Source organism: Kocuria cellulosilytica (assembly GCF_040981245.1).
GTDB classification, from domain to species: Bacteria; Actinomycetota; Actinomycetes; order Actinomycetales; family Micrococcaceae; genus Kocuria; species Kocuria cellulosilytica.
This window is the reverse complement of record NZ_JAVFWZ010000071.1, coordinates 1-607: the sequence shown is the minus strand read 5'-3', so window position 1 is coordinate 607 and position 607 is coordinate 1. Positions and strand designations below refer to the sequence as shown.

The window sequence follows — 607 nt, the reverse complement described above, 5'->3', positions numbered from 1 at the left end:
AATGAACAAGTTATCCCGATACCGTAAGCTTCGTTATAATCAACTATTTGAGTCAGAGAATCGTGAATTGCGTTTGAATGAAATGGGCAATCCTCTTGAAGTGTTGTCTCAGTATGTTGATTTTGAGATCTTTCGTCCTACTCTTGAATCAGCCCTTTTTACCGGAGAGCGCAAAAGTAATGCCGGTCGTCCGCCGATAGACTGTGTGCTGATGTTCAAGGTCTTGTTTCTTCAGCGTTATTATGGTTTGAGTGACCATCAGATAGAGTATCAGATAGTTGACCGTACGAGTTTCCGCAAGTTTCTTGGTATTGAATGTGTTGACGATGTTCCTGACGAGAAGACGGTGTGGAAGTATCGCGAACTCCTGACAAATACAGGCGTTTATGACAAGCTTTTTTCGGAATTTCATAGTTTCATGGAAAGTAAGGGTCTGCAATTCAATGAGGGTCGCATCATTGATGCCAGTTTTGTTATTGCCCCTCGCCAACGTAACACCCGTGATGAAAATGAGCAGATAAAACAGGGAGCGGGTGATAAGTTGTGGAATGACAATCCCCACAAGAAGTGCCACAAGGATGTAGATGCCCGCTGGACAAAGAAGCGT

The 607-nt window shown here is 43.7% G+C and carries 1 pseudogene; it reads left to right on the top strand.

Annotation, left to right across the window (positions count from 1 at the left end):
• Nucleotide 1: 1 nt before the first annotated feature.
• Nucleotides 2–607, top strand: a pseudogene (locus RCG67_RS17040) (IS5-like element IS1169 family transposase); the annotation flags it as partial.